23 protein-coding genes are annotated in these 26,585 nt (G+C 61.4%); 6 read left to right on the plus strand and 17 right to left on the minus strand.

Annotated elements, in window-relative coordinates; all coding sequences use genetic code 11:
* Nucleotides 1-23: 23 nt before the first annotated feature.
* Both BM315_RS10425 and BM315_RS10430 read right to left on the minus strand, forming a co-directional pair.
* Nucleotides 24-1,100, minus strand: a complete 1,077-nt coding sequence (locus BM315_RS10425; protein ID WP_170862195.1) for a 3-deoxy-7-phosphoheptulonate synthase — start codon at nucleotides 1,098-1,100, stop codon at nucleotides 24-26.
* Nucleotides 1,101-1,245: 145 nt separating this feature from the next.
* Nucleotides 1,246-1,683 (minus strand): PilZ domain-containing protein, encoded by a 438-nt coding sequence (locus BM315_RS10430; RefSeq protein WP_090500607.1) that lies wholly within the window; start codon nucleotides 1,681-1,683, stop codon nucleotides 1,246-1,248.
* Nucleotides 1,684-2,078: 395 nt separating this feature from the next.
* Between BM315_RS10430 and BM315_RS10435 the strand changes: the two genes are divergently transcribed.
* The 3 genes from BM315_RS10435 to cysB all read left to right on the plus strand — a co-directional run bounded on the left by BM315_RS10435 (nucleotide 2,079) and on the right by cysB (nucleotide 4,760).
* Complete coding sequence (locus BM315_RS10435; protein WP_090500610.1) at nucleotides 2,079-2,984, plus strand: 5'-nucleotidase; 906 nt, start codon at nucleotides 2,079-2,081, stop codon at nucleotides 2,982-2,984.
* Between the two features lie 167 nt (nucleotides 2,985-3,151).
* Nucleotides 3,152-3,652, plus strand: coding sequence for a universal stress protein (locus BM315_RS10440; RefSeq protein WP_090500611.1), 501 nt, complete (start codon nucleotides 3,152-3,154; stop codon nucleotides 3,650-3,652).
* A 133-nt stretch (nucleotides 3,653-3,785) separates the two neighbouring features.
* A complete protein-coding gene (gene cysB, locus BM315_RS10445) occupies nucleotides 3,786-4,760 on the plus strand; it encodes an HTH-type transcriptional regulator CysB (RefSeq protein ID WP_090500613.1) in 975 nt (324 codons plus the stop codon).
* A 108-nt stretch (nucleotides 4,761-4,868) separates the two neighbouring features.
* On the opposite strand, the gene BM315_RS10450 is transcribed toward cysB, so the two are convergent.
* The gene (locus BM315_RS10450; RefSeq protein WP_090500615.1) at nucleotides 4,869-5,603 is read right to left on the minus strand and encodes a phosphoadenylyl-sulfate reductase; all 735 of its coding nucleotides are present in this window, start codon (nucleotides 5,601-5,603) and stop codon (nucleotides 4,869-4,871) included.
* Between the two features lie 232 nt (nucleotides 5,604-5,835).
* Here BM315_RS10450 and thrH point away from each other — a divergent pair, with 232 nt between their 5' ends.
* On the plus strand, nucleotides 5,836-6,453 hold the full coding sequence (gene thrH / locus BM315_RS10455) for a bifunctional phosphoserine phosphatase/homoserine phosphotransferase ThrH (RefSeq protein WP_090500618.1): 618 nt from the start codon (nucleotides 5,836-5,838) through the stop codon (nucleotides 6,451-6,453).
* 66 nt (nucleotides 6,454-6,519) lie between these two features.
* On the opposite strand, the gene pabB is transcribed toward thrH, so the two are convergent.
* The 7 genes from pabB to pqqA all read right to left on the minus strand — a co-directional run bounded on the left by pabB (nucleotide 6,520) and on the right by pqqA (nucleotide 12,305).
* Nucleotides 6,520-7,863, minus strand: a complete 1,344-nt coding sequence (gene pabB / locus BM315_RS10460) for an aminodeoxychorismate synthase component I (protein WP_090500620.1) — start codon at nucleotides 7,861-7,863, stop codon at nucleotides 6,520-6,522.
* A 371-nt stretch (nucleotides 7,864-8,234) separates the two neighbouring features.
* Nucleotides 8,235-9,080, minus strand: a complete 846-nt coding sequence (locus BM315_RS10465; RefSeq protein WP_090500622.1) for a beta/alpha barrel domain-containing protein — start codon at nucleotides 9,078-9,080, stop codon at nucleotides 8,235-8,237.
* Nucleotides 9,073-10,194, minus strand: coding sequence for a 3-phosphoserine/phosphohydroxythreonine transaminase (gene serC / locus BM315_RS10470; RefSeq protein WP_090500624.1), 1,122 nt, complete (start codon nucleotides 10,192-10,194; stop codon nucleotides 9,073-9,075). Before serC ends, BM315_RS10465 begins: the two co-directional genes overlap by 8 nt.
* A complete protein-coding gene (locus BM315_RS10475) occupies nucleotides 10,172-10,672 on the minus strand; it encodes a urate hydroxylase PuuD (protein ID WP_425287777.1) in 501 nt (166 codons plus the stop codon). Before BM315_RS10475 ends, serC begins: the two co-directional genes overlap by 23 nt.
* A gap of 88 nt (nucleotides 10,673-10,760) precedes the next feature.
* Entirely contained in the window at nucleotides 10,761-11,936 is a 1,176-nt protein-coding gene (gene pqqE / locus BM315_RS10480) for a pyrroloquinoline quinone biosynthesis protein PqqE (RefSeq protein WP_425287778.1), read from the minus strand.
* Nucleotides 11,875-12,168: a pyrroloquinoline quinone biosynthesis peptide chaperone PqqD gene (pqqD, locus tag BM315_RS10485; RefSeq protein WP_090500704.1), complete on the minus strand. Its 294-nt coding sequence runs from the start codon at nucleotides 12,166-12,168 to the stop codon at nucleotides 11,875-11,877. Before pqqD ends, pqqE begins: the two co-directional genes overlap by 62 nt.
* A gap of 62 nt (nucleotides 12,169-12,230) precedes the next feature.
* A complete protein-coding gene (pqqA, locus tag BM315_RS25450; protein ID WP_003282509.1) occupies nucleotides 12,231-12,305 on the minus strand; it encodes a pyrroloquinoline quinone precursor peptide PqqA in 75 nt (24 codons plus the stop codon).
* Between the two features lie 669 nt (nucleotides 12,306-12,974).
* On the opposite strand from pqqA, the gene exaC reads away from it, so the two are divergent.
* A complete protein-coding gene (gene exaC, locus BM315_RS10495; protein WP_090500630.1) occupies nucleotides 12,975-14,495 on the plus strand; it encodes an acetaldehyde dehydrogenase ExaC in 1,521 nt (506 codons plus the stop codon).
* Nucleotides 14,496-15,124: 629 nt separating this feature from the next.
* Here the strand turns inward: exaC and fabI are convergent.
* Genes fabI through BM315_RS10525 form a run of 6 tightly spaced genes read right to left on the minus strand, consistent with a single transcriptional unit; the run spans nucleotide 15,125 to nucleotide 23,332 of the window.
* On the minus strand, nucleotides 15,125-15,919 hold the full coding sequence (gene fabI, locus BM315_RS10500; protein WP_090500632.1) for an enoyl-ACP reductase FabI: 795 nt from the start codon (nucleotides 15,917-15,919) through the stop codon (nucleotides 15,125-15,127).
* A 31-nt stretch (nucleotides 15,920-15,950) separates the two neighbouring features.
* Nucleotides 15,951-17,564 (minus strand): ABC transporter ATP-binding protein, encoded by a 1,614-nt coding sequence (locus BM315_RS10505; RefSeq protein ID WP_090500634.1) that lies wholly within the window; start codon nucleotides 17,562-17,564, stop codon nucleotides 15,951-15,953.
* 1 nt (nucleotide 17,565) lies between these two features.
* Nucleotides 17,566-18,585 carry an ABC transporter permease gene (locus tag BM315_RS10510; protein ID WP_090500636.1) on the minus strand — a complete coding sequence of 340 codons (1,020 nt, stop codon included), beginning with the start codon at nucleotides 18,583-18,585 and terminating at the stop codon, nucleotides 17,566-17,568.
* A 1-nt stretch (nucleotide 18,586) separates the two neighbouring features.
* On the minus strand, nucleotides 18,587-19,660 hold the full coding sequence (locus BM315_RS10515) for a microcin C ABC transporter permease YejB (protein WP_090500638.1): 1,074 nt from the start codon (nucleotides 19,658-19,660) through the stop codon (nucleotides 18,587-18,589).
* Nucleotide 19,661: 1 nt separating this feature from the next.
* Nucleotides 19,662-21,506: an extracellular solute-binding protein gene (locus BM315_RS10520; protein ID WP_090500640.1), complete on the minus strand. Its 1,845-nt coding sequence runs from the start codon at nucleotides 21,504-21,506 to the stop codon at nucleotides 19,662-19,664.
* Entirely contained in the window at nucleotides 21,503-23,332 is a 1,830-nt protein-coding gene (locus BM315_RS10525; protein ID WP_090500706.1) for an extracellular solute-binding protein, read from the minus strand. Before BM315_RS10525 ends, BM315_RS10520 begins: the two co-directional genes overlap by 4 nt.
* Nucleotides 23,333-23,490: 158 nt before the next feature.
* Here BM315_RS10525 and BM315_RS10530 point away from each other — a divergent pair, with 158 nt between their 5' ends.
* Complete coding sequence (locus BM315_RS10530) at nucleotides 23,491-24,936, plus strand: HDOD domain-containing protein (RefSeq protein ID WP_090500641.1); 1,446 nt, start codon at nucleotides 23,491-23,493, stop codon at nucleotides 24,934-24,936.
* Nucleotides 24,937-24,947: 11 nt separating this feature from the next.
* Here the strand turns inward: BM315_RS10530 and BM315_RS10535 are convergent, their stop codons facing one another.
* Complete coding sequence (locus tag BM315_RS10535; RefSeq protein ID WP_090500642.1) at nucleotides 24,948-26,504, minus strand: lytic transglycosylase domain-containing protein; 1,557 nt, start codon at nucleotides 26,502-26,504, stop codon at nucleotides 24,948-24,950.
* Nucleotides 26,505-26,585 lie beyond the last annotated feature (81 nt).

Below are 26,585 nucleotides of genomic sequence, written 5' to 3' on the forward strand. Positions count from 1 at the left end.
CGGCGTTTTTGTGTCTGTGGCATTTAGCCGCGATGACGTTTGGGCAGTACATCCTTGAGTTTGGCATGCATGCTGCGCAGGGTTTTTTCGGTGCTGTCCCAGTCGATGCAGGCATCGGTGACCGACACGCCGTACTTGAGCTGGTTGAGGTCCTTCGGTATCGATTGATTGCCCCAGCCCAGATGGCTCTCGACCATCAGGCCAACGATCGATTGGTTACCTTCGAGAATCTGGTTGGCGACATTGTCCATCACCAGCGGTTGCAGTGCCGGATCCTTGTTCGAATTGGCATGGCTGCAGTCGACCATGATGTTCGGGCGGATACCGGCCTTGGTCAGCTCCTGCTCGCAAACGGCAACGCTGACCGAGTCGTAGTTCGGCTTGCCGTTGCCGCCGCGCAGCACCACGTGGCCGTAGGCATTGCCCTTGGTGGTGACGATGGACACGCCACCTTCCTGGTTGATGCCGAGGAAGCGGTGCGGGCTGGAAACCGATTGCAGTGCGTTGATCGCTACGGTCAGGCCGCCGTCGGTACCGTTCTTGAAACCAACTGCCGAGGACAGGCCCGAAGCCATTTCCCGGTGAGTCTGTGATTCTGTGGTGCGTGCGCCGATGGCCGACCAGCTGATCAGATCCTGCAAGTACTGTGGGGAGATCGGGTCGAGGGCTTCGGTAGCGGTTGGCAGGCCCATTTCCGCCAGGTCACGCAGCAACTGGCGACCGATGTGCAGGCCGTCCTGGATCTTGAACGAGTCGTCCAGGTAGGGGTCGTTGATCAATCCTTTCCAGCCCACCGTGGTACGTGGTTTTTCGAAGTACACGCGCATCACCAGATACAGGCTGTCCGACACTTCTGCTGCGAGCGCCTTGAGGTGTTCGGCGTAATCGTGGGCGGCTTTGATGTCGTGAATCGAGCAGGGGCCGACCACCACGAACAAGCGATGGTCTTTGCCATCGAGGATGTCGCGAATCACCTGACGGCCAGTGGCGACAGTGTGCAGCGCGGCATCGGTCAGCGGAATTTCGCGTTTGAGCTGATCGGGCGTGATCAGGGTTTCGTTGGAGGCAACGTTAAGGTCATCGATCGGTAAGTCAGCCATCGTGCTTTTCATCAGGTCAGGGTCGTCAGGTCACGGGTGCCGGCCGCCAGCGCTCCCCGTGTGGCGGAGCGCAGCATTTATGAGCACAGCGGGGATACGGAACCTTAGCGCGTTACAGGCGGGCTAGACAATGGGTCTAAGGTCGTTAAACGGAATGAAACGGCGATTGCAGGCTGGCATTGGAGAACTCGGCCGCGTGTTGGGCGATCCATTCCTCGGCGATGCTCTCGATCGCCAGGTGCTCGCCCAGTTCGAGTTCGCGTTGCTGGCGGTAGTGTTCGATCTGGCAGACCTGTTCGACCATGCGTGCACGAAATAACGTGTCTTCGTCGATAAAGGCAATGCCGACCAGGTAATCTTCGGGCTGTTTGCGGCACCAGGCCACCACCCCGGGGTAGCGTGCCTGCTCGCCAAATAGCGGGATGCGCAGCTCGATCGCGGTGCCACGACGAAAGCCGCATCTGCAATTGCACGCCACCCCGCCGAGACTGATATTGTTGAGCCGCTGTTTGGGGATAAAGGTCTGTTTGCGGAGTACCAGCTCCACCGGCATATCGCTGGGGTGACGCAGAAAATGTCGCATGACAATCGCTTCCCTATGCCATTAATTTGCCATCGTTTTGGACAGTATAGTGACTGAATCGCAACTGACCGACTGTGCTGCGGATCGTCAGCTTGCTGGCTCTACCCGGTACTTCGCTGGTGATTTTTACCCGCACAGGTTGTAACGATTGCTGCTGGACGCACCGGGAACTGCTGGTATTGGTCTTGCCGATCACGCGCCTGGCCGGGATCGACGGTCGACCATGCGGGCCTGGCTGCACGCCATGAGGTGTTTCACTGCCGACGCTGTTTGTCGTGCGGGATGGGCGCGCATTCGTTTGCGCCTGGCTGATTCGCTCGAGGCCTTGAGCGGGGCATTGGCCCGCTCGGATGGTCGCACATGGTGGCCGAATACTTACGGATATTGAGGTGAGCATGAGCACGGGAATGGGCGACAAGCTGGTGCTGGCGATTTCCTCGCGGGCGCTGTTCGATCTGCGCGAGAGTCATCGTGTGTACGAGGGGGAGGGGGTCGAAGCCTATCGCCGCTATCAGATCGAACATGAGGACGAGATTCTCATGCCCGGTGACGCTTTCCCCCTGGTCGAGAAGCTGCTGGGGTTGAACAGTGCTTTGGGCCAGGCGCGGGTGGAGGTGATTCTGGTGTCGCGCAACAGCGCCGATACCGGCTTGCGCGCGTTCAATTCGATCCAGCACTACGGCCTGGGCATCTCGCGCGCGGCCTTTGTCGGCGGGCGCAGCCCCGATCCCTATCTGGCGGCGTTCGGCTGCCATCTGTTTCTCTCGACGCACGCCGAAGATGTACGCAGCGCGCTACGCTCGGGATTCGGCGCGGCCACCATCCTCTCCGGTGGGGCGCGGCGGGCCGCGAGCAATGAGCTGCGCATTGCCTTCGACGGCGATGCCGTGCTGTTTTCCGACGAGTCCGAGCGGGTCTATCAGCAGGGTGGCCTGGAGGCCTTTCAGAGCCATGAGCGTGAGTCGGCTCGTGAATTGCTTGGCGGTGGGCCCTTCAAGCCCTTCCTGGCTGCCCTGCATCTCCTGCAGCAGGAGTTTCCCGAGGAGGCCTGCCCGATTCGCACGGCCCTGGTCACTGCTCGTTCGGCTCCAGCCCACGAGCGGGTGATCCGTACCTTGCGCGAGTGGAATATTCGCCTGGATGAGTCATTCTTTCTGGGCGGGCTGGAGAAGGCGGCGATTCTCGAGACCTTCGGTGCCGACGTTTTCTTCGACGACCAGGCGGGACACTGCGAGAAAGCCCGCGAGGTCGTCGCTACCGGGCATGTCCCCCATGGAGTGAGCAACGAGCCGCACCTCTAGATTTGTGGGTTGTCCTGTTGCGTAAGCCTGAATCCGGGTGCCGTATCCAGCGGCTCTCAGCCACGCTCATATAACCATTCGTCCTGAACGGCTGCAGTTTTGTTGACTTGCAGATGGCACTGCTAAGCTCAAGTTAGGCCTGCCAGCTAGGCAGTCTAGGAGGCCGCATGATTCGCTCGATTCTCTATGCTACCGACCTTGGTCTTTATGCTCCCTATGTCTTGCAACATGCCTTGGCCCTGACTCGTGCTTTCAATGCCAGCCTGTATGTCGTGCATGCGGTGGAACCAATGGGGTTGTTTGCCGAGTCGGTGCTGCAAACCTATCTGGATGAAGAGCGTCTCAAGGAGTTGCGCACTAAAGGCTTGAGTACGGTTATGGCGAGTATCGAGCAACGGGTATTGGAGGGGTTTCGTGATGAGCTCGGCGAGTCCCAGCATGAGCTCGAGGTGATCCGTGCGGTGCAGGTGGTGCAGGGCGATCCGCCCCTGGTGATTCTCGAGGAGGCGCAGAAACGTGGAGTGGATATGCTGGTCGTCGGCAGCCACAGCCATGGCGCCGGCCTGGATATCCCGTTGGGGCGTACGGCGGCGCGTCTGGTGCAGTTGTCCGAAGTGCCGGTGTATCTGGTGCCGATGCTGCAGCACCGAGCCCGGGGGGAGGTCTGAGGGCTATTTATATTTTGAAGAATAATCGGCAAGGCCAAATATAATCATCTAGATTAAATGGTTAAACCATATATATGGTTATATAACGCCGCCGGCCATTGAACGGCTGCTTATTCTGCTTTGAGGGATTTTTATGAAGCTCCAGCAATTGCGCTACATCTGGGAAGTCGCGCATCACGACCTCAACGTTTCGGCCACCGCGCAAAGCCTCTATACCTCGCAGCCGGGCATCAGCAAGCAGATCCGTTTACTCGAAGACGAGTTGGGCGTGGAGGTCTTCGCGCGCAGCGGCAAGCACCTGACCCGGGTTACCCCGGCGGGTGAGCGGATCATCACCACTGCCGGAGAAATCCTGCGCAAGGTCGAGAGCATCAAGCAGATAGCCCAGGAATTCTCCAACGAGAAGAAGGGCACCTTGTCCATCGCCACTACCCACACTCAGGCGCGTTATGCCTTGCCTCCTGTGATCAGTGCCTTCATCAAGCAATACCCGGATGTCGCCCTGCACATGCACCAGGGCACACCGATGCAGATCGCCGAGCTGGCCGCCGATGGCACCGTGGATTTCGCCATCGCCACCGAGGGACTGGAGCTGTTCAATGACCTGGTGATGATGCCGTGCTACCGCTGGAACCGCTGCGTGGTAGTGCCCCAGGGCCATCCATTGAGCAAACTGCCGAAGCTGACTCTGGAAGCCCTGGCCGAGCACTCGATCGTCACCTACGTGTTCGGCTTCACCGGCCGTTCCAAGCTGGATGAAGCCTTCAGTCATCGCGGTCTGACCCCCAAGGTAGTCTTCACTGCCGCCGACGCCGACGTGATCAAAACCTATGTGCGTCTCGGCCTCGGAGTGGGCATCGTGGCCAGGATGGCGGTGGACGCCACCCTCGACCCCGATCTGGTGGTGCTCGATGCCAGCGATCTGTTCGAGTCCAGTGTGACCAAGATAGGCTTTCGCCGCGGCACCTTCCTGCGCGGGTTCATGTGCGATTTCATCGAGAAGTTCGCCCCGCACCTGACCCGCGATGTGCTGGCCAGGGCGGTGCAGTGTCACAACAAATCCGAGCTGGAAGAGTTGTTCCACGATGTCGAATTACCCGTTTACTGAGAGGCGTTCGAGTAGGAAGAAAACCGGCCAGGTGCCCGGTTTTTCTGCGGGTCGGCGCATCAGAGGTTGTGAAAATATCGCAGTAGGCGAGAGTTTTTTCACAAGCTCTCAGTTCTTCGCGATCAGGTTGCCGGCGTGCAGGCCGCACTCCTTCTGCGTGGCTTCCTCCCACCACCAGCGGCCTTCGCGCTCGTGCTGGTTGGGCAGCACGGGGCGGGTGCATGGTTCGCAGCCGATGCTGATGAAGCCGCGCTCGTGCAGGCTGTTGTAGGGGATTTCCAGCATGCGGATATAGGCCCAGATGTCTTCGCTGCTCATCTGCGCCAGCGGGTTGAACTTGTACAGGGTGTTTTCCGCGGTGGAGAAGGCCGTGTCGATTTCCACCACAGCGACCTGGCTGCGGGTGCCGGGACTCTGGTCGCGGCGCTGGCCGGTAGCCCAGGCCTTGACGGTGGCGAGCTTGCGCCGCAGCGGGGCGGTCTTGCGAATACCGCAGCATTCGCTGTGGCCATCCTTGTAGAAGCTGAACAGGCCTTTTTCCTTGACCAGGGCCTCTAGCGCGGTCGCCTCGGGGGAGAGTACGTCGATGGCGATGCCGTAGTGCTCGCGCACCTGCTCGATGAAGCGGTAGGTCTCCGGGTGCAGACGGCCGGTGTCGAGGCTGAAAACCTTGACGTTTTTATTCAGCTTCCAGGCCATGTCCACCAGTACCACGTCCTCGGCGCCGCTGAAGGAAAGCCACAGCTCATCACCAAAGTGCTCGAAGGCAAGTTTGAGAATGTCCTGGGGCGACTTGCTGGCGTAGCTTGCGGCCAGTTCGGCTACATCGAATGGGTGGCTCATCGGGCTGGATTCCTGGTTGGGGTGGCGCTGGGAGGGTGCCGCCAGGCGATTGAGCCTGGTGTGTTGGCATCCTCGGGACGCTCTGTGCGTCGATGGTAGCAAAAAGGCGTTATAGCGCTAAATAACCAAGTGCAAGGATGACCATCTTGTTTGGGTATAAGCCGTGCGTTGCGCAGCCTCCGACGAGCCGCTAGAGTGCCGCCTTCTTTCAAGCCCAAGCTAGGAGTGTCCCGTGGAAATCGCTTGTCTCGACCTGGAAGGTGTTCTGGTCCCGGAGATCTGGATCGCCTTCGCGGAAAAAACCGGCATCGAATCGCTGAAGGCGACCACCCGGGATATTCCGGATTACGACGTGCTGATGCAGCAGCGCTTGCGCATCCTCGATGAGCATGGCCTGAAGCTGAACGACATCCAGCAAGTCATCGCCACCCTCAAGCCGCTGGACGGCGCGGTGGAGTTCGTCGACTGGCTACGTGAGCGCTTCCAGGTGGTGATCCTCTCCGACACCTTCTACGAATTCTCCCAGCCGCTGATGCGTCAGCTGGGGTTCCCGACGCTGCTGTGCCACAAGCTGGTCACCGACGAGAACGATCGCGTGGTGAGCTACCAGCTGCGCCAGAAGGATCCCAAGCGGCAGTCGGTGATCGCGCTCAAGAGTCTCTACTACCGCGTACTGGCCGCAGGCGACTCGTACAACGACACCAGCATGCTCAGCGAGGCCCATGCGGGCATCCTGTTCCATGCGCCGGAAAACGTGATTCGCGAGTTCCCGCAGTTCCCGGCGGTGCATACCTTCGATGATCTCAAGCGCGAGTTCATCAAGGCGTCCAATCGCGAGCTGAGTCTGTGATCGCAGCGGCGAGCCTGCAAGAGTAGGGCGAAGGCGGTCGTCCCGATACTCGCTTGCGGCTTGCCGCTACATCCCCTCCAGCGTTTCCAGCAAGACCTTCACCTTGGTGATGGACTCCTGGTATTCCGCCTGCCAGTCGGAATCGGCGACTATCCCGCCGCCGCCCCAGCAACTGATCTGCCCGTCCTTGGCCAGCAGGCTGCGGATGGCAATCGAGCTGTCCAGCTCACCACGCACGTCCAGGTACAGCAACGAGCCGCAATAGAGTGCGCGGCGGGTGGGTTCCAGTTCGTCGATGATCTGCATGGCGCGGATTTTCGGTGCGCCGGTGATCGAGCCGCCGGGGAAGCTGCCGGCGATCAGATCCAGGGCGTCTTTGCCTCGTGCCAGCTCGCCGGTCACCGCGCTGACCAGATGGTGCACGTTGGGATAGCTCTCCAGGGCGAACAGTTCCGGCACGCGCACCGAGCCGATCGCGCAACTGCGGCCGAGATCGTTGCGCAGCAGATCGACGATCATCAGGTTCTCGGCGCGATCCTTCAGGCTGGCCAGGAGCATTTCGGCTTGCGCGGCATCCTGCTCGGGGTCGCTGTGGCGTGGGCGTGTGCCCTTGATCGGACGGGTTTCCACGTGACCTTCACTGACGCGCAGGAAACGTTCGGGCGAGAGGCTGATGATCGCGCCGTTATCCGCCAGGGCCAGGTAGCCGGCGAAGGGGGTTGGGCAGGCGGCACGCAAGGCGCGATAAGCCGTCCAGGGGTCGCCCCGGTAGTGGCTGCGAAAGCGTTGGGCAAAGTTCACCTGGTAACAGTCGCCGGCCTGGATATAGGTCTGGATGCGTTCTATGGCATGGCGATAGTCGTTTTCATCTATATCTGCCCGAAATGCCCCCTCCAGCTTGAAAGGCGCCTGCGTTTGCGCTGGCGGTGCCTCGAACAGCTCGATCAGGCGCTGCTGCCGTTCACGGCTCAGCGCTGGATGAAACATCAGCTGGCTGGTGCCCAGATGATGGTCGGTGATCAGGGCCCAGGGATACAAGCCAAGTTGCGCGTCGGCCAGGCCCAGGTCGTCGCTTGCCTGTTCGGGCATGGTTTCCAGGCGCCGGCCGAAGTCGTAGCCCAGGTAGCCAATCAAGCCGCCGACGAAAGGCAGTGGGCAGTCCTCAGGCGCTTTGGCCTCACCCAGTGCGGCCAGACTGGCACGCAGGCGCTGGAGGAAGTCCTTGGCCGGTTCGTCAGGCATCGGCGTCAGCTCGGCCGTTGGCCAGGCGCTGATCAGGTCATAGCGTCCCCGTAGGGCGGCCGGGCGGCCTGCATCCAGCAGCACCGCCCCGGGCGCGTGATAGACAGCACTGAAGTAGGTGGCCGGGTCGGCACGGTAGGGTAGGGCGTGTATAAGGCAAGTAGGCATGCGAGGCTTTCAGAGGCGCGCGGCAGGCGATTGTAGAACGCCAGCAGCTTTCATCCTAGAGCTTCTGTCTGACTGTCGTGCGCAGGCGGGAGCGCTCGTTGCCTGGTCTCGGATTGCCCGTGGGGGGCAGAAATTACGCGGCATGCTTCGACAGGTTGCTACTTCTCTGTCGAGCTGCCTCGCCCATCGCTTATGCGTTCAGTAAAACCTGAGAGACTGGGAAAAATCGCTTGCCTGCTGCGACCGCCGTCGGGCGGCTGCAACTGCGTTGCGCTACGTGAAAAGTGCGGGCACTTGGCTCACTGAACATTCCCGCTCCTTGCGCAGCGCGCCTTGCCTAGCCGTCGCTCGCTACATTTTTCAACGGCCTGCTAGTATTTGCAGCCGGCAAGCAGGCGGTGCGCCTGCCAGGGCCAGGCACGTAGCAGGACGCTGTGTACCTGTACCAGCTCGGCCCCGGCGGCGAGTCTGGCGGTGACGTGCTCGAAGGTCTGGATACCGCCGACCGATATCAGTGCCATCTGCTTGCCACACAATTGTCGCAGTTGCTCGATCTGCACGCAGGCCTGGGTCTGCTGGGTTGGGTTCTGCCAGGCGCGGTAACGCTGGCGAGTCGCCGGAGGGCCCGGGTCATGGGCCGCGAGCAGGCCGTCGTAGCCCAGCTCCAGCAGCAGTTCGACCAAGGCCAGGGGCACCCGGCCGGGCAGGCAGCGCAGCTTTACCACCAATGGCACGCGGCGTCCGGCCCGGTCCAGGCGCCGCTGCTCGGTGCGCGCAGTGGCCAGCAGCTGGCGCAGTCGTGGGCGTTGTTCGGCGCCGAGTAGCGCGGCACTGTTGGGGCCGATCAGGTTGAGCGTCAAGTAGTCGGCCAGTGGCCAGGCGCAGGCCAGACCGGCACGCAGTGTATGCAGGGAAAGATCTGCGTCGAGGCTCAGATTAAGCCCCAGTAGCGCCGTTCCGGGCGCGGGTGTCGCCAGCCGGGACGTTGCAGCGAGTGCGAGGCTGCCGATCTCATTGCAGCCGAAACCCAGCGCGCCGGCACGCCGGCCGAGCCGGCCAAACCGGTCAAAACCGGCGGCGATGCCCAGCGGCGAGTTGAAGTGCAAGCCCATGACTTCGAGCGATTTTACTGTCATGGGCGTCCTGGGGTAGCGGGCGCTGAGGCAGGCCAGGCGCAGGGCCAGCTGCTGGCCGAGGTGGCGCATGGCATCAGCCATGGTGGCGTTCGAAATCGTGCATGAAGTCCCGCAAGCGTTCGACCCCGGCCAGTGGCATGGCGTTGTACAGGCTGGCGCGGATGCCGCCGACGGCGCCGTGGCCCTGCAAGTTATACAGTCCGACCTGCTGCGCTTCGGCCAGGAAACTCGGTAACAGATGCTCGTCGCGCAATTGGAAACACAGGCTGATGGGCGAGCGATCCGGCGCGCGTTGGGGGCAATGGTAGAGGGCGCTGGCATCGATGGCGCGATACAGCAGCTGGCTCTTCTCCCGGTTGGCGCGGGCCATGGCGTCCAGTCCGCCCTGCTGGCCGATCCAGCGCAGCATCAAGGCGGCGCAATACAGGGCGAAGGTCGGCGGGGTGCACAGGCGGCTCTGCTGTTCGGCCTGCAGGGTGTAGCTGAACGGCGACGGCAGTCCGGCCTGCGGCGGCTTGAGCAGGTCGTCGCGGACGATCAGCAGGCACAGCCCGGCGACGCCGAGGTTCTTCTGGGCGCTGGCGTAGATCAGGCCGAAGCGCTCGATCGGCAGTGGGCGGGTGAGAAAGTCCGAAGTCATGTCCGCCACCAGCGGCACCGGCAGCTCGGGGAAATCCTGGAGCTGCAGGCCGTTGGCGGTCTCGTTGCTGGTGATGTGGCAGTAGCCGGCCTGCGAGTTCAGGCGCCACTCTCTGACGTCTGGAATCGCCGTGAAGCCGTCGTGTTCGCCACTGGCGATGATGTTCAGCGGTACATGGCGACGGGCTTCGGTGATTGCCTTGGTCGCCCAATAACCGCTTTGCAGATAATCGGCCGACTGGCCGGCGGCGAGCAGGTTCAACGGCAGCAAACCGAACTGGCAGGAGGCGCCGCCATGCATGAACAGCACACGGTAGTTCGAGGGGATGGCCAATAGCTTGCGCAGATCCTGTTCGGTCTCGTGCATCAGGTCTTTGAACGGCGCGCCGGTGAATGGCAGTTCCAGTATCGACTGACCGCTGGCGCGCCAGTCCGGCAGCTCGTCCTGAATCTGCGCGAGCACCGTCGGCGGCAGCATCGCCGGCCCGGCGGCGAAGTTGTAGCGCTCGCCGCCGCGGGTCGCCGGTGCGTCTTCAGGAAAACAGGTGCAGGCCATGACCGCCAGCCGCCATCAGAAACAACAAGGGTATCGACAGGATGGTGTTGCTGCGCGAGGAGAGGAAGGTGATCCGTGAGCAGCGTACCCGCTCCTCCAGGCTGGCCGGAACGAAGCCCAGCAGCTTCTTCTGGTGCGGCCAGAGCACCAGCCACAGATTGAGCAGCATCAGGGTGCCAATCCAGGCGCCGAGGCCGATCACCGCCAGCGGGCCCTGCAGCAGCAGGGCGTCTTCCAGCCAGCCGCGCTGCCAGAGCATCAGCAGGCCGGAGATCCAGACCACCAGCGAGGCGTAGCGGAAGATGCCGTGCTCGCGCTTCATCCGCTGTTCCAGATCGCGGTTCAGGGTGCTGGTGTCGATACCGTTCTGCAGCGGCACGAACCTGGGGTTCTGGATGAAGTTGGCGTAGTTGTGGCCGACCCAGACCAGGGCGAACAGCAGGTGGGCGTAGCGAGCCAGTAGATCGATGACGGCCATGGGCAGCTCCTATACCAGCCAGAACTGGAGCAACAGGTAGCAGCCCAGGGTCAGTGCGAGGCCGGCGCCGACGGTGCCGGCGAAGGAGTCATGGGGCAGTTTCAAGGTTCACCCCCTGGCTGGCGTGGCGCGCAATCAGTGTGCCCGTCGGCTGTGGCGGCTGCTGCGCCAGTTCCACCGCCTGCTGGATCAGGTGGTGATGCGGCGACTTGCTGCACGCCGGGTCGGTGTTGTCGCCGGAACCGGTGAGCAACAGCGCCTGGCAGCGGCAACCGCCGAAGTCCTTTTCCTTCTCGTCGCAGCTGCGGCACGGCTCGGGCATCCAGGCATCGCCGCGGTACAGGTTGAAGACCGGCGAGTCGTGCCAGATCTCGCTCAGAGGCTGTTGGCGTACGTTGGGGAACTCCAGATCCTTGAAACTACTGGCCTGGGAGCAGGGCAGCACATTGCCGTTGGGTGCGATGGTCAGGTGGATGGCGCCCCAACCGTTCATGCAGGCCTTGGGCCGGCCTTCGTAATAGTCGGGGATGACGAAGAAGATGGTCAGGCGCTCGCCCAGACGTTTGCGAGCTTCTTGCACCTGGGCTTCGGCGCGCAGCAGTTCCTCGCGGGTCGGCATCAATTGCTCGCGATTGAGCAGCGCCCAGTTGTAGTACTGCACGTTGGCCAGTTCCAGATACTCCACCCCCAGCTCGGCGGCGAAGTCGATGATCTGCGGGATCTGGCCGATATTCTGCCGGGTGATGGGCACGTTGAGCACCATCGGGAAGCCCTGGGCCTTGATGGCGCGGGCCATGCCGAGCTTGCGCTCCAGGCAATCGACGCCGGCCAGCTGATGCGCCGTGGCCTTGTCGGTGGACTGGAAACCGAGCTGGATATGCCGCAGGCCGGCGTCTTTGAGTGCGCGCAGGCGGGCATCGGTGAGACCTATGCCGGAGGTGATCAGGTTGGTGTAGTAGCCCAGGCGATCGGCTTCGGCCACCAGAATTTCAAGGTCCTTGCGCAGCGTCGGTTCGCCGCCGGAAAAACCGATCTGCATGGCGCCGAGTTCGCGGGCCTGACGCATCACGTCGATCCATTCCGCCGTGCTCAGCTCATTGCGGCGGTAGTCGGCAAAGTTGCGTGGGTTACTGCAGAACACGCATTGCAACGGGCACTGGTAGGTTAACTCCAATAGCAACCAGACCGGGTTGCCGTTGCCATCAAGCCTTAATTCGGATCCAGCCTTTGCCACGGGACACCTCCAGGAAGCGCAGGACGCCATTGCGAATCACATCCGCGTCGGATACTTCATACAGTGCGCCAAGTTTTTCGATCAATTCGGCTACGTTAGTATTGCCATCGCAGCAGTTGAGAATGTCGCCGCCGGTTTTATTGAGTTTGACGATGCCTTCCGGATAAAGAAGGACATGGGCTTGCTGCGACTGTTCCCAGCGGAACATGAAAGGCGGACGAATTTCGAAACGATCTGCCGGGTCTATCGAAGCAGTTGTCATGGGGTCTTTCTCGCAGTTGATGCGGCGGAGCGCCATCTCAGGCACCCCGCCGGGTTAACGGCTTAGCGCACGTAAACGTACGCGGTGACTTCGAAGCCCAGACGCAGGTCGCAAAAGTCCGGATCTATCCACTGCATGGCCTATCTCCTGTTTTGGCTAAGTTTAATGTTTTGCGGTGATGCAGCTTGAGGTTACAGGCAGGTTTTGGCGCACATTAATACGACTTTGGAGTCAATTTTCCGGGTAGTTGGTCGTAGAGTCGTTGCGTTATTTAAATAGTTGGAGCGATGGTTGGTGTTGTTGATTTTAATCAAGGCTGAATGCGTGCTTGTCTGGGAGGCTTAACGCTTTTTTTGTTTGCTGGTTATATTGCGGATTGTTTTCTCGAGCGAGATAACTTTAATGGGCGGGCAGTTTTCTGACTATATGAGCCGGTGCCGAACACGGCGGCGGCTTGCCGATTATGTCGATGCTCAGCGAAAGCCGAGTAGGCCATTCATGCGGGAGTGGGAGGCTGTATGGGCGCTGCTGCCAATCTGTGCTATCGCTCTTGCTCGGCATGCTCATATATATGCCCGTTTTGGCCGGATGCCGGCAGCGCGCGGTAGTAGAAGCAGCTACGCTGGGATGTCCAGCCCCAACTCGCTGGCAGACCCCGGCATAGGCACCTGCGCATCTACTACCAAATGACGAGAGGTTTTGTGCCATGGGCGCATACCGGCCGAGCTGGCGGCTTCCTAATATCGAACCATGACCTGTTCCGCGCTCCTGGGGCAGGCTCCGACAAAACAACAGAGGTCATCATCATGATTTACGCTAAACCCGGTACTCCAGGCGCGGTTATCAATCTCAAGCAGCGCTACGGAAACTTTATCGGTGGCGAATTCGTTGCGCCGGTCAATGGTGCGTATTTCACTAACACCAGCCCGGTCGATGCCTCGGTGATCGGTGAGTTCCCCCGCTCCAGTGCCGAAGACGTCGAGCGTGCTCTGGACGCCGCCCATGCCGCCGCCGACGCCTGGGGCAAGACCAGCGTGCAGAACCGTTCGCTGGTACTGCTGAAAATCGCTGACCGCATCGAAGCCAACCTCGAAGTGCTGGCCGTGGCGGAGACCTGGGACAACGGCAAGGCCGTGCGCGAAACCCTCAACGCCGACGTGCCGCTGGCCGCCGATCACTTCCGCTACTACGCCGGTTGCATCCGCGCCCAGGAAGGCAGCGCCGCCGAGATCGATGAAAACACCGCTGCCTATCACTTCCACGAACCGCTGGGCGTGGTCGGGCAGATCATTCCATGGAACTTCCCGCTGCTGATGGCCGCCTGGAAACTCGCCCCGGCCCTGGCCGCCGGCAACTGCATCGTGCTCAAGCCGGCCGAGCAGACGCCGCTGTCGATCACCGTGCTGATGGAACTGATCGGCGACCTGCTGCCGCCGGGGGTGCTCAACGTGGTCCAGGGCTTTGGTCGCGAAGCCGGTGAGGCTCTGGCCACCAGCAAGCGCATCGCCAAGATCGCCTTCACCGGTTCCACCCCGGTGGGCTCGCACATCCTCAAGTGCGCCGCCGAGAACATCATTCCGTCGACCGTGGAACTGGGCGGCAAGTCGCCGAACATTTTCTTCGAAGACATCATGAACGCCGAACCGGCCTTCATCGAAAAAGCCGCCGAAGGTCTGGTACTGGCGTTCTTCAACCAGGGCGAAGTGTGCACCTGCCCATCCCGCGCTCTGGTGCAGGAGTCGATCTACGACGCCTTCATGGTTGAAGTGATGAAGAAGATCCAGGTGATCAAGCGTGGTAACCCGCTGGATACCGAGACCATGGTCGGTGCCCAGGCCTCCGAGCAGCAGTACGACAAGATCCTCAGCTACCTGCAGATCGCCCAGGAAGAAGGGGCCGAGCTGCTCACCGGCGGCGCCGCCGAGCGTCTGGAAGGCGACCTGGCCAGCGGCTACTACATCCAGCCGACCCTGCTCAAGGGCAACAACAAGATGCGTGTGTTCCAGGAGGAAATCTTCGGCCCGGTGGTGGGCATCACCACTTTCAAGGACGAAGCCGAAGCCCTGGCGATCGCCAACGACACCGAGTTCGGCCTCGGCGCTGGTCTGTGGACCCGCGACATCAACCGCGCTTATCGCATGGGGCGGGCGATCAAGGCCGGTCGGGTGTGGACCAACTGCTACCACCTGTACCCCGCGCACGCCGCCTTCGGTGGTTACAAGAAGTCCGGCGTCGGCCGCGAAACCCACAAGATGATGCTCGACCACTACCAGCAGACCAAGAACCTGCTGATCAGCTACGACATCAACCCGCTGGGTTTTTTCTGAGTCAAATGCTGCTCCTCGGCGCACGTGCTCCCGTGCGCCGGGTTACCCTGCGATAGGCCCCTTAGGGCGAGATTTGCAGCAGGCTGCAGTGGCCTGATCAACGGCAGCAAATCACTCTCGCAACGCGGCTTCGGCCGCGTTTTTTATGTGGTGCGCCAGGCATGGGCGCTATCTTGCGGGTGAATTGATCACCGCGAAGGCGGTGAAGTGGTCGCATGCAGCCGCTCGGCGATACTCTGCGGCCAAGGCTTGCTGGCTGGAAAGCCTGCTTCATCAGGCCAGCCTGCGGTTGTTGCTCCGCTGTGTTGCGGGGACGTCTGGTCCTGGCCTCGGTTGCATCGTCTGGGGGCAATGGTCTGTTGGAGCGATCCAGTTCAGGCAGTGGAAGTGCGATCCTGCGATTTATCGAGAATTGCGATCACTGGGCGCGTGGCAGCAGGTCGTGCAGAAGGTAGCCGAGCACTCGCATCGTTGCTGGCATAACAGTCTTCCGGGCTTGAGTCGCGCGTTGAACATTGCGTGGTTCGGGTGCGTCTCTCATGGTCTCGAGGCGCGGACCCGCAGGCCGGGTGGTGTGGCAGGGGAACGGCCTGTACAGGCCGTCTCCCTGCCGATTCACGGGGTCGCGATCAATCTTCCATCGCACCCATGGCGGTGGTGTTGAAGCCGCCGTCGACGTACATGATTTCGCCGCTGACACCCGAGGCCAGGTCGGAGCAGAGGAAGGCGCCGGCGTTGCCGACTTCTTCGATGGTCACGTTGCGGCGCAGCGGGGTCTGCTTCTCGTTGGCGGCGAGCATCTTGCGGAAGCTCTTGATCCCCGACGCAGCGAGGGTGCGGATCGGTCCGGCGGAGATAGCGTTGACCCGCGTGCCTTCCGGGCCGAGGCTGCCTGCCAGGTAGCGTACGCCGGCTTCCAGGCTGGCCTTGGCCATGCCCATGACGTTGTAGTTGGGCATGGTGCGTTCGGCACCCAGGTAGGAGAGGGTCAGCAGGCTGCCGTTGCGGCCTTTCATCATTTCGCGGCCGGCCTTGGCCAGGGCGACGAAGCTGTAGGCGCTGATGTCGTGAGCGATGCGAAAGCCTTCGCGGGTGGTGACGTCGGTGAAGTCGCCATTGAGTTGATCGCCGGGGGCGAAACCGACCGAGTGGACGATGCAGTCCAGGCCGTCCCATTGTTTGCCCAGGGCTTCGAATGCCGCGGCGATTTCCTCGTCGCTGGCGACGTCGCAGGGAAAGCACAGCTCGGGACCGGAGCCCCAGCCGGCGGCAAATTCTTCGACGCGACCCTTGAGTTTTTCGTTCTGATAAGTGAAGGCCAGTTCGGCACCTTCGCGGTGCATGGCCGCGGCGATGCCCGAGGCGATGGACAGTTTGCTGGCAACGCCAACGATCAGTACGCGCTTACCGCTTAGAAAACCCATGTGTGCTCTTCCTCTTCCTGCTTTTAAGGATTTAGTCAGCAGTGCCGGGAGCCAATAAGGCGGCTTCGAGCAACTGCTGGGTATAAATTTGCTGTGGCGCGGCAAAAATCGCCGCGGCCGGGCCTTGTTCGACTGCTTGACCCTCCTTGACCACTATCAGGTGGTGGCTGATAGCGCGGACCACCGCCAGATCGTGGCTGATGAACAGGTAAGTCAGGTTGTACTTGGCCTGCAACGAACGCAGCAACTCCACTACTTGACGCTGAACGGTACGGTCGAGCGCCGAAGTCGGCTCGTCCAACAGTATCAGCGCCGGTTTCAGCACCAATGCGCGGGCAATGGCAATCCGCTGCCGTTGCCCCCCGGAAAACTCGTGAGGGTAGCGGTGCCGGGTGTCCGGATCCAGGTCTACCTCCAAAAGTGCGTCGATGATCGCCTGTTCCTGTTCCGCCTCTGTGCCCATACGGTGAATGCGCAGGCCCTCGCCGACAATCATGCCCACCGTCATGCGTGGGCTCAGGCTGCCGAACGGGTCCTGAAAGACCACCTGCATTTGTCGGCGCAGCGGCCGGACCTGGTGCTGCGTCAAGCCATTCAGTACCTGACCCTGAAAGCGAATGGCGCCCTGACTGCCGATCAGTCGCAGGATGGCCAGACCCAGGGTGGACTTGCCGGAACCGCTTTCGCCAACGATGCCCAGGGTCTGGCCCTGGGGCAGGCTGAAATTGATCCCGTCCACCGCTTTCACATAATCGACGGTACGGCGCAGCAGTCCTTTCTTGATCGGGAACCACACGCGCAGATCGTCGACCTCCAGCAGCGGCTCGCCGGCAGGGTTGGCCACCGGCTCGCCGCTGGGCTCGGCGCCGAGCAGTTCCTGGGTATAGGGATGCTGCGGCGCATGGAACAGCTGTTCACACGACGCTTGTTCGACGATCTTTCCCTGCTGCATGACACATACGCGATGGGCAATTCGCCGAACCAGGTTGAGATCGTGGCTGATCAGCAGCAGCGCCATGCCCAGGCGCGCCTGCAGATCCTTGAGCAGTTCGAGGATTTTCAACTGTACGGTGACGTCCAGCGCGGTGGTCGGCTCGTCGGCGATCAGCAGCTCCGGCTCGTTGGCCAGGGCCATGGCGATCATCACCCGTTGCCGTTGGCCGCCGGAGAGTTCATGGGGGTAGGCCTTGAGCCGCTTGTGCGGCTCGGGGATGCCGACCAGTTCGAGCAGCTCCAGGGTTCGCGCGCTGGCCGCTTTGCCGGTCAGCCCTTTATGCAGGGCCAGCACTTCATTGATCTGCTTTTCGATGCTGTGCAGCGGGTTCAGCGAGGTCATGGGTTCCTGAAAGACCATGGCGATGCGGTTGCCGCGGATATTGCGCAGCTTGTTTTCGCTGAGCTTGAGCAGGTCCTGGCCGGCATAGTGGATGCTGCCGCTCGGATGCCGGGCCAGCGGATAGGGCAGCAGGCGCAGGATCGAGTGGGCGGTGACCGATTTGCCTGAGCCGCTTTCGCCGACCAGGGCCAGGGTCTCGCCGCGGTGGATGGTGAAGTTGACGCCTTCGACCACGCGCTGCCTGGAGTCGCCGTTGACGAATTCGACGGCCAGGTCACGTACTTCGATAAGGGTATCGGGTCGGGTCATCTCATTTCCTCGGATCGAAGGCATCGCGTGCCGCTTCGCCGATAAACACCAGCAGGCTGAGCATCAACGCCAGCACGCTGAAGGCGCTGATACCGAGCCAGGGCGCCTGCAGATTGGATTTGCCCTGGGCGACCAGTTCGCCCAGGGAAGGCGCGCCCGGCGGCAGGCCGAAGCCGAGGAAGTCCAGTGCGGTCAGGGTGCCGATGGCGCCGGTGAGAATGAAGGGCATGAAGGTCATGGTCGAGACCATGGCGTTGGGCAGGATGTGACGAAACATGATGGCGCCGTTCTCCATGCCCAGGGCGCGGGCGGCGCGTACGTACTCCAGGTTGCGCCCGCGGAGAAACTCGGCACGCACCACATCGACCAGGCTCATCCAGGAGAACAGCAGCATGATGCCCAGCAACCACCAGAAATTCGGCTGCACGAAGCTGGCGAGAATGATCAGCAGGTAGAGCACCGGCAGGCCCGACCAGATTTCCAGGAAACGCTGCCCGGCCAGGTCGACCCAGCCGCCATAGAAGCCCTGCAAGGCGCCGGCGAACACGCCGATGATCGAGCTGAGGATGGTCAGGATCAGGGCGAACAGCACCGAGATGCGGAAGCCGTAGATCACCCGGGCCATGACGTCGCGGCCCTGGTCGTCGGTACCCAGCCAATTGTCGGCGGAAGGCGGTGCCGGGGCGGGCACCTGCAGGTCGTAATTGATGCTGGAGTAGCTGAAGGGGATCGGCGGCCAGAGCATCCAGCCGTCTTTCTGGGCGATCAGCTCCTGGATATAGGGGCTCTTGTAATTGGCCTGCAGGGGGAATTCGCCGCCAAATACGGTTTCCGGGTAGCGCTTGAGCACCGGGAAATACCAGTCGCCGTCGTAGCGCACGGCCAGCGGTTTGTCGTTGGCGATCAGTTCGGCGCCCAGGCTCAGGCCGAACAGGGCGAGGAAGATCCATAGCGACCACCAGCCGCGTTTGTGCGCCTTGAACAGTTCGAAGCGCCGTCGATTGAGTGGAGAAAGCGTCATCTCAACCCTCCCGGCTTTCGAAGTCGATGCGCGGATCGACCAGGGTATAGGTGATGTCACCGATCAATTTCACGGTCAATCCCAACAAGGTGAAGACGAACAGGGTGCCGAAAACCACCGGGTAGTCGCGGTTGATGGCCGCCTCGAAACTCATCAGGCCAAGGCCGTCGAGGGAGAAAATCACCTCGATCAGTAAGGAGCCGGTGAAGAAGATGCCGATAAAGGCCGAGGGAAAGCCGGCGATGATGATCAGCATGGCGTTGCGGAACACATGGCCATAGAGCACGCGGTTGTTGCTCAGGCCCTTGGCCCTGGCGGTAGTCACATACTGCTTGTTGATCTCGTCGAGAAAGCTGTTCTTGGTCAGCAGGGTCAGGGTGGCGAAGTTGCCGATCACCAGCGCGGTCACGGGCAACGCCAGGTGCCAGAAATAGTCGAGGATCTTGCCGCCGAGGCTGAGCTCGTCGAAGTTGTTCGAGGTCAGGCCGCGCAGCGGGAACCAGTCGAGGTAGCTGCCGCCGGCGAACACCACGATCAGCAGAATGGCGAAGAGGAAGGCTGGGATCGCGTAGCCGACGATGATCGCCGAGCTGGTCCAGACGTCGAAGGCGCTGCCGTGGCGGGTGGCCTTGGCGATGCCCAGAGGGATGGAGACCAAGTACATGATCAGGGTGCTCCACAGGCCCAGGGAGATAGACACCGGCATCTTCTCGATAATCAGGTCGATTACCCTGGCATCGCGGAAAAAGCTCTCGCCAAAGTCGAACTGGACATAATTTTTCAGCATGATCCAGAAGCGTTCGGGGGCCGGCTTGTCGAAGCCGTACAGGCGCTCTATCTCGGCGATCAGTTCCGGGTCGAGGCCCTGGGCGCCGCGATAGTTGGAACCGGCCACGGCGACTTCGGCACCGCCGCCGGCGATGCGACTGGTGGCGCCCTCGAAGCCTTCCAACTTGGCGATCATCTGTTCCACCGGGCCGCCCGGGGCGGCCTGGATGATGATGAAGTTGATCAGCAGAATGCCGAACAACGTGGGAATGATCAGCAACAGGCGACGAATGATATACGCCAGCATCTTATCGCTCCGTGCTCGCCGCTGCGGCGTTGTCCGTGGCGGCGGGTTCCGGTTGCGGGCGAACCCACCAGGTGTTCAGGCCAATGTCGTATTTTGGGGTGACCTTCGGGTGCTCGAGGTGGTTCCAGTAGGCCACGCGCCAGGTCTTGATGTGCCAGTTGGGGATGACGTAATGGCCCCACAGCAACACGCGGTCGAGGGCCCGGGTGTGGGCGACCAGACTCTGCCGCGAGTCGGCATTGATCAGGCCATCGACCAGTTGGTCGATGGCAGGGTCCTTCAGGCCGATGAAATTGCGGCTGCCGGGGTTGTCGGCGCTGCTCGAATGCCAGTATTCGCGCTGCTCGTTGCCCGGCGAGTTGGATTGGCCGAAGCCGCCCACGATCAGGTCGAAATCCCGCGAGCGCAGACGGTTGATGTACTGCGAGACATCGACCCGACGGATCACCAGTTCCATGCCGAGATCGGCCATGTTGCGCTTGAACGGTAGCAGTACGCGTTCGAATTCGGTTTGCGCGAGGAGGAACTCGAAGCTGACCGGCTTGCCTTCGGCATCGAGCATCTGGTCGCCTTCGATACGCCAGCCGGCTTCCTGCAATAATTGGTAGGCGCGCCGTTGCTGCTCGCGGATGATACCGCTGCCGTCGGTGACGGGGACGCGGAATTCCTCGGTGAACACCTGCGCCGGGATCATGTCGCGCAACGGCCCGAGGAGCTTCAGCTCATCGGCGCCGGGCAGGCCGCTGGAGGCCAGTTCGGAGTTGTCGAAATAGCTGCGGGTACGGGTATAGGCGCCATTGAACAACTGGCGGTTGGCCCATTCGAAATCGAACAGCAGACCCAGTGCTTCACGCACCCGTTTGTCCTGGAACAGGGGCCGGCGGGTATTGAAGATGAAGCCCTGCATGCCGGTGGGGTTGTGGTTGTCGATCTCTTCCTTGAGCAGTTGGCCATTGTCGACGGCGGGGCTGTCGTAGGCGGTGGCCCAGTTTTTCGCGCTGCTTTCCAGCCAGTAATCGAATTGCCCGGCTTTCAGCGCTTCGAGGGCCACTGTGTTGTCGCGGTAGTAATCGATGCGCATGCTGTCGAAGTTGTAGAAGCCGCGGTTGACCGGCAGATCCTTGCCCCACCAATCCTTGACCCGCTCATAGCGAATCGAGCGCCCGGCTTTGACTTCGGCAACCCTGTAGGGGCCGCTGCCCAGCGGAATCTCCAGATTGCCCTTGCTGAAGTCGCGTTCGGCCCACCAGTGCTTGGGCAGCACCGGCAGTTGCCCGAGAATCAGCGGCAGTTCGCGGTTGCCGGCATGCTTGAAGATAAAGCGCACCTGGCGCGGGCCTTCGACTTCGACCCGTTCGACATCGGCGTAATAGGCACGGTAGGTAGGGGCGCCATGGGTCATCAGGGTTTCGAACGTGAACTTGACGTCCTCGGCGGTCACCGCCTGGCCGTCGTTGAAACGCGCCTCGGGACGCAGGTAGAAACGCACCCAGGCGTTGTCCGGGGCTTTCTCGATTGTTTCCGCGAGCAGGCCGTATTCGCTGAAGGGTTCGTCCAGGCCATGGCGAGTCAGGGTGTCGTAGATCAGGCCGATGTCATCGGCCGCCACACCTTTGTTGATGAAGGGGTTGAGGCTGTCGAAACCACCAAAGCCGGCCTGACGCAAGGTACCGCCCTTCGGGGCGTCGGGGTTCACATAGTCGAAATGTTGGTAACCGGCCGGGTATTTGGCGGGTTCGTCATACAGGGTCAGGGCGTGCTTGCCTGCGGCCTGGACCAGGCTGGCCAGGGCGAGCAGGGCGATGCTGCTGCCGTGCAATAGAAATGAACGCAGGGACAGCGTCATCGGGCATTCTCCGTGGGTTTCAGCCACCAGGTGCGCAGGCCCAGGGTATAGGGCGGCGTGGTGACGAAGGCAAACCGGTTGCGGTAGGCCAGGCGGTGATAGTTGATATACCAATTGGGGATGGTGTAGTGCTGCCACAGCAGCACCCGGTCCAGTGCGCGAGTGGCGGCGATTTGTTCATCGCGGGTTTGCGCCGACAGCAGTTTGTCGAGCAGGGCGTCGACCACTGGATGGTTCACCCCCGCATAGTTCTTGCCGCCCTTGACCGTGGCCTGGCTGGAGTGGAAGTACAGCCATTGTTCAAGGCCCGGGCTGAGGGTTTGTGGCAGGGTCAGCAGGATCATGTCGAAATCGAATTGATCCAGGCGCTGTTTGTATTGCGCGCGATCGACGGTGCGCAGGTTGGCCTGGATGCCGATGCTGGCGAGGTTCTCGGTGAACGGCTGGAGGATGCGTTCGAGATTGGGATTGACCAGCAAAATCTCGAACTGCAGCGGCTGGCCCTTGGCGTTCAGCAGATACTGGCCGGACGGTTTCCAGCCAGCCTCGGCCAATAGACCGAGGGCGCGGCGCAAGGTTTCCCGGGGGATGCCGCGGCCATCGGTTTGCGGTATGGCGAAGGGTTCGCTGAACAGGCGTTTCGGCAGTTGCTGGCGATAAGGCGACAGCAGCAGCCATTCGGCGCCTTCGGGCGTGCCGGTGGCGGAGAATTCGCTGTTTGGGTAATAGCTCTTGGCGCGCAAATAGGAACTGTTGAATAGCGCGCGGTTGGTCCACTCGAAGTCGAACATCAGCCCCAGCGCTTCGCGTACCTTGCGTTCGGCGAAAGCCGCGCGCCTGCTGTTCATGAACAGAGCCTGGGTCTGGGTGGGGATCTGGTGCGGGATCTCCGCACGGATCACCTCGCCGCGCGCAATCGCCGGAAAGCGGTAGCCGTTGGCCCAGTTCTTCGCTTGTTGCTCGATATAGAAGTCGAACTCACCGGCCTTGAAGGCTTCGAAGGCCACATGGCTGTCGCGGTAGAACTCCACCTCGACCCGATCGAAGTTGTACTTGCCGCGATTGACCGGCAGTTTCTCGCCCCACCAATCTTTCACCCGTTCAAAGGTCAGGCTGCGCCCTGGGTTGACCTGGGTGATGCGGTAAGGACCGCTGCCCAGCGGCGGCTCGAAGGTGGTGGCCTTGAAGTCGCGATCCTTCCAGTAATGCTGCGGCAGTACCGGCAATTCGCCCAGGCGCAGGATCAGCAGCGGATTGCCCGAGCGTTTGAAGACGAAGCGGATGCGGTGGCGATTGAGGATGTCGACCCGTTTGACTTCCTGCAGGCTGGTGCGGTACTGCGGGTGCCCCTCCTTGAGCAGCAGCCGATAGGAAAACGCCACGTCGTAGGCCGTGATCGGTTTGCCGTCATGGAAGTGCGCTTGCGGGCGCAGATTGAACACTACCCAGCTGCGGTCTTCGCTGTATTCGACCGACTTGGCGATGAGGCCGTAACTGGAGGCTGGCTCATCGCCGGAGGGGTCGTAATGACCGGTGCCGGCCATCAGCGGTTCGTTCAGCCCGGTGACGCCGTATTGCAGGAAATTGGCGGTGGAAATCGGGCTGGTGCCCTTGAAGGTGTAGGCATTGAGGGTGTCGAAGGTGCCCATGCCCATGAAACGCAGCATGCCGCCTTTCGGCGCATCGGGATTGACCCAGTCGAAATGGCTGAAGCTGGCCGGGTATTTGAGCGCGCCAAATTGCGCATAGCCGTGGCTTTCGCTGACGGTCGCCCACGCGGGAAAGCCGATGACCAAACTGAGGACTAGCGAGAGGAGGGGACGTATCAAGTGAAATATCCGATCCAGAGCGGCTTTTGGGCTTCTTGTCCAGTACAGTAACAGCTTGTATCCGCAGGAAAAAGGCCAAGTCTATTGGCAGGACATGCTGGCATTATTACGCTCTTCATTACGCTCCTCCGATTAATCACCACGAGGCCTTGAACTTGGATACACGTAGCCATGGTCTGCAGTCATGGATCGAGCGTCTGAATCAGGCCGAATTACCGGCCCTGGCTGCGGTGGTGCAGGATCTGCAGCGCCTGGCGCAACAAGAGCACGCGTCTGTTCAGCAACTGGCGGACGTCCTGCTGCGCGATGCCTCGTTGACCTCCAAGGTGCTGCGAGTCGGCAATAGCGCCTATTACAACCCTTCGCAAGAAACCATCAAGACCATCTCGCGGGCCATCGTCCTGATCGGCTTCGACAATGTACGCCTGATCAGTCTCTCCGTGAGCCTTATCGATGGCTTGCTCACCCGGGCGCCGCGTGAGCAGTTGCAGGAACTGCTCGCGCGCTCGTTTCATGCGGCCGTACAGGCGCGCAATATTGCCGGCTACGTGCTGACAAGGTACGAGGAGGAGGTCTTCATCGCGGCCCTGCTCTATCACCTGGGCGAACTGGCTTTCTGGGGCTGTGGCGGTGAACAGGCGGACGAACTGGCCAGCGCCTTGTCCCAGCCAGGAGTCGATGTCGAGGAAGCGGTGCGAGCGGTGCTCGGCACCAGTTTCCGCCAGCTGACCCAGGGGTTGGTGAAAGGCTGGAATATCGGCGAGATCGCCAGCCTGGCGCATAACAGCGTCAACCATAACGACCCGGCGGTGCGCGCGGTCAGTCTGGGCGCCCGGATCAGTGAGGCAGCGCTCGGTGGTTGGGACTCGCCTGCGATGGAGGCCGTGGTCGGCGAGATGGCGACATTCATCGGGGGCAGCCCGCAGGAGGCCATGCAGCAGGTTCTTGCCAGTGCCGATGAAGCGGTCAAGGTGGCCGCGACCTTTGGCGCCAGTCAGCTCTGCCGCCTGATCCCCAATACCGATCCCGAGCAAATCCGTCTGCAGCAGGAGCAGCGCAAGGCGAGCCTGTTGCAGCCCAATCTGCAGCTGCTGCAGCAGGCCCTGCAGGATCTGGGATTGCTGGCGTCTCGCCGAGGCGATCTCGACTTGATTCTCGATACCCTGCTCAAGGGGCTGCATCAGGGCGCGGGGCTGGAACGGGTGATGTTGGTAGTGCTGGCCGGAGGACAAAGTTGTTTTCGGGCCAAACGGGTGGTGGGCGAAGAAACCGAAGGCTGGTTGCGCGATTTCCTGCTGCCGGTCGAGTCACGCGAGCAACCGCACATCTTCAGCTACGTGTTGCGCAATAAGGAAGCCGTGTGGATGGGGGTACCTGCCAGCTACAGCCTCAACGAACTGGTGACCCAGCCGATACGTCAGCGGCTCGGCCAGGGCATGTTCTTTATTGCCCCGCTATTGGCCGGCAACCGCGAGATCGGTGTGATCTATGCCGACAACCGGGTGTCCGGGCGCGCCTTGAAGCATGAGCAGTTCGTTGCCTTCCAGCGCTTTACCCAACTCACCCGACGTTGCCTGGAGGCGTTGAGTCAGCGCGCTTGAGTGCTGCTCGATCAGGGCAGACGCAGGGTCAGGGTTTGCCCTGGCTTGATGACGTTGCCCGTGCGTGGATTCCAGCGTTGCAGGTGCTGCATCTCGACCTTGAAGCGTTTGGCGATGGCGTACAGCGAATCGCCTTTGCGCACCTTGTAATAGGTCGTAGCGCCACGTCCGCTAGCGCTGGATGTCGCCGGCATCTGGCCGCCGTGTAGCGCCAGAGTCTGGCCGGCGCGCAGGTTGTGGCTTTTGAGGTTGTTCCAGCGCTGCAAGTCCTTGGTCGAGACCTGGTGGTTCTTGGCGATTTGCCAGAGGCTGTCGCCGTTTTTCACTCGATAACTGCGTGATTGCGCAACAGAACGGGCAGCAGGCTGGAACAGCGGCTCTTTCGGCGAGACGCCCGGTTGCGCGGGAATGCTGAGTACCTGGCCGATACGCAAATGGTTGCTGGACAGCTTGTTGATGTCTTTGAGGGTACTGACTGTCAGGTGATAGCGGTTGGCGATGCTGTTGAGGCTGTCGCCGGAACGAACGCTGTACTGCTGCCAGTCCACCAGATCCTGCGGTTTCATCAATGCCAGGTTGGCAGCCAGCAGTTCCGCATTGGCGGTCGGCACCAGCAGATGTTGCGGGCCGTCCAGGGTGATGCGTCGTTTAAAGGCCGGGTTGAGCTGGTACAACTCGTCCTCGTCCAGGTCAGCCATGGCGGCGACCCTGGACAGGTCCATGCGCTGCTTGAGTGCGACTTTCTCGAAATAGGGTTCGTTGGCAATCGGTTCGAGGTCGACGCCGTAGGCCTGCGGGGACATCACCACCTGCGACAGGGCCAGCAGCTTGGGCACGTAATTCTGCGTCTCCTTGGGCAGCGTCAGGTTCCAGTAGTCGGTCGGTAGGCCGAGTTGCTGGTTGCGTTCGATGGCCCGGCTGACACGGCCTTCGCCGGCATTGTAGGCGGCCAGGGCGAGCAGCCAGTCGCCGTTGAACATCTCATGCAGGCGTGACAGGTAGTCCATCGCCGCATTGGTCGAGGCCGTGACGTCGCGGCGCCCGTCGTACCAGCTGGTCTGGCGCAGGTTGAAATGCCGGCCGGTGGAGGGGATGAATTGCCACAGACCGACCGCATTGGCGTGGGAATAGGCGAAGGGGTTGTAGGCGCTTTCGATCATCGGCAGCAACGCCAGCTCCATCGGCATGTTGCGCTCTTCCAGGCGCTCGACGATGTAATGGATATAGGGGCCGCTGCGTTCGCCGGATTTTTCGATAAAAGAAGGGTTGCTGACGAACCACAGGCGCTGCTGCTCGATGCGCGGGTTGATGCCGATCTGATCCTGCATCTGGTAGCCATCACGGACACGCTGCCAGATATCCTCGGGCTCTGCCGTGGCGATGCTGTCGGTCAGCCAGACCGGTTCGCGTTCCAGGCCCACCGTCAGATCGGTGTCGTTACCGCTGTCCTCGGTGTTATTGCCCGTGCTCTGGCAGCCGGCCAGGGTTGCACAAAACACCACCACCAGCGCCTGTGCGCCTTGTGCCAATGCCTTTAGATTCAATGTCTTGCGTGGTGATAAAGGCATTGTTTGGCTGGGGCTTCCCGGGGTAAAGGTCGGGCGATTCTAGGAATCGAAGCCGGAGTGGTCAAGTTTTAACCACTCTTT

It is taken from the genome of Pseudomonas borbori (genome assembly GCF_900115555.1).
In the GTDB taxonomy this organism is placed as follows: Bacteria; Pseudomonadota; Gammaproteobacteria; order Pseudomonadales; family Pseudomonadaceae; genus Aquipseudomonas; species Aquipseudomonas borbori.